Origin of the sequence: Mesorhizobium sp. M7A.F.Ca.US.006.04.2.1 (assembly GCF_004022915.1) — a bacterium.
Classification (GTDB): Bacteria; Pseudomonadota; Alphaproteobacteria; order Rhizobiales; family Rhizobiaceae; genus Mesorhizobium; species Mesorhizobium ciceri.
Genome location: NZ_RZQA01001176.1, coordinates 1 through 1,464, shown reverse-complemented (window position 1 = coordinate 1,464; position 1,464 = coordinate 1). Strand labels below are relative to the sequence as shown.

General features: G+C 66.4%; 1 protein-coding gene. It reads right to left on the bottom strand.

Going from position 1 to position 1,464, the window contains the following annotated elements; all coding sequences use genetic code 11:
• Positions 1-290 precede the first annotated feature (290 nt).
• Positions 291-1,464, bottom strand: a 1,174-nt coding sequence (locus tag EN925_RS35535) for a tlde1 domain-containing protein (RefSeq protein WP_128337351.1), incomplete at its 5' end; no start/stop codon positions are given.

Here is a 1,464-nt window from a genome sequence, read left to right as displayed (position 1 = left end):
GGTCAGCGGCGTGCCAGAGAGCTCCGGCTGCGGCATCTCGGCGAAGCCGCCTTTGTGCAGCGGCTCGGAGGCGTCGAGGAAATCGGTCAGCGGGCTGCGCCGCTTCGGCGCGGCGCGGTCGTCATTCGCCGTCGGCGGCGTTTTCTGATCGGGAGATTTGGCCATGTCCCGAATATGGGATTTCCTGGCCAAAATGGAAAGAGCGCGGTGGGGAGAGGCGTGCCGGACAGCGCTGCTCCTGACAGCAGGCTGTCAGGAGCAGCGGGAGGGCGCCCGAAAGCCTCTTGTCGTTACACGCCCCTGGCGGCTGATGCGACCTGCGTCGCCGACCCGTTCAGGCGCGGCACCACGACGAGGCGTTTGATTTTGCCCTTCTTGAAAGCGGCGAGGAAGCGCGCATAGTCCTTGAAGGCGACGCAGCCGCTCGACTGGGCGTAGCGGCCCCGGAGCAGGTAGGTATGGGCCAGCAGGCCGTTGCGATTGTATTTGTTGCGGCCATCGACCGGTGTCAGGCGCAAGGCCTCCACTCCGTGGAAGCGCGACTCGCGCATCGACAGATTGTAGGTGTTGGGCGGCGTGGGTCCGCGATTCTTCTGGTCGGCATAACGCGGCTGGTCCGCCATGGCGCCGATGCCTGAATGCGCCTCCAGCCTCGAGCCGTCAGGCATGTAGACGGTCGCGCTGCTGATGTCGTACACGGCGACGCCATTGCCGGCTCCGCTCCTGGCGGCTGGCGAGTTGAAGAGGTTCCTGAACGCCTTGCCAAGGCCGCCCGAGGGCGTGTCGGGCTTGGCATAGGCCAGCACATCGCCGCCATCGGCCGGCCGGCCTTGCCGCGTCGGTTTTGCCGGCTGGGCCTGCTGGACCGTCTCGCGTGCCGGCTTCGGCTGCTGAACGGATTTCGGCTGCTGGACGGACTTAGGCTCCTGCTGGACCACTTTGGGCTGCGGCGCGTCGAATTGCGGACGCCGGGTCGGCAACGGCACGTCGTCGGTCAGAGCGTCCGGCAGGGAGGCGGCATCGCCGGGTTGATCCTGCTGGGTTTCGACGGGTGAAACCACGACATCGGCTGACGATTCCTCGATCGGCAGCGGTGAGGCGAACGCCTCGTCATCGGCCGGCAGGGACTGCACCAGAGCAAGCGCCAACTGCGAATTGTCCGGCGTACCGGATTGGGCAAAGCCCATCGGAGGCGGTGCGGTCTGAACGACCACCGAGTCGGTATCCAGCCGGGCGAAACGTTCGGCCGCCGGAACTGGCATGTTATCGGACAGGCTGGCTGTGAGCTGGACGGAGGGCACCAACGACGCCTCGGCAATTCGCGGTGCGACTGTGGAGATCACCGGGCGGGTGTTGGCACTGGCGGCAGGCTTTCCGGCATCGGCAAAGGCAGCGGCCAGCTTCATCGGCGAAAGCGACGCTTCCATGCGTTCGAAGCGCTCCTGCGCCTTCGACTTCACGGCG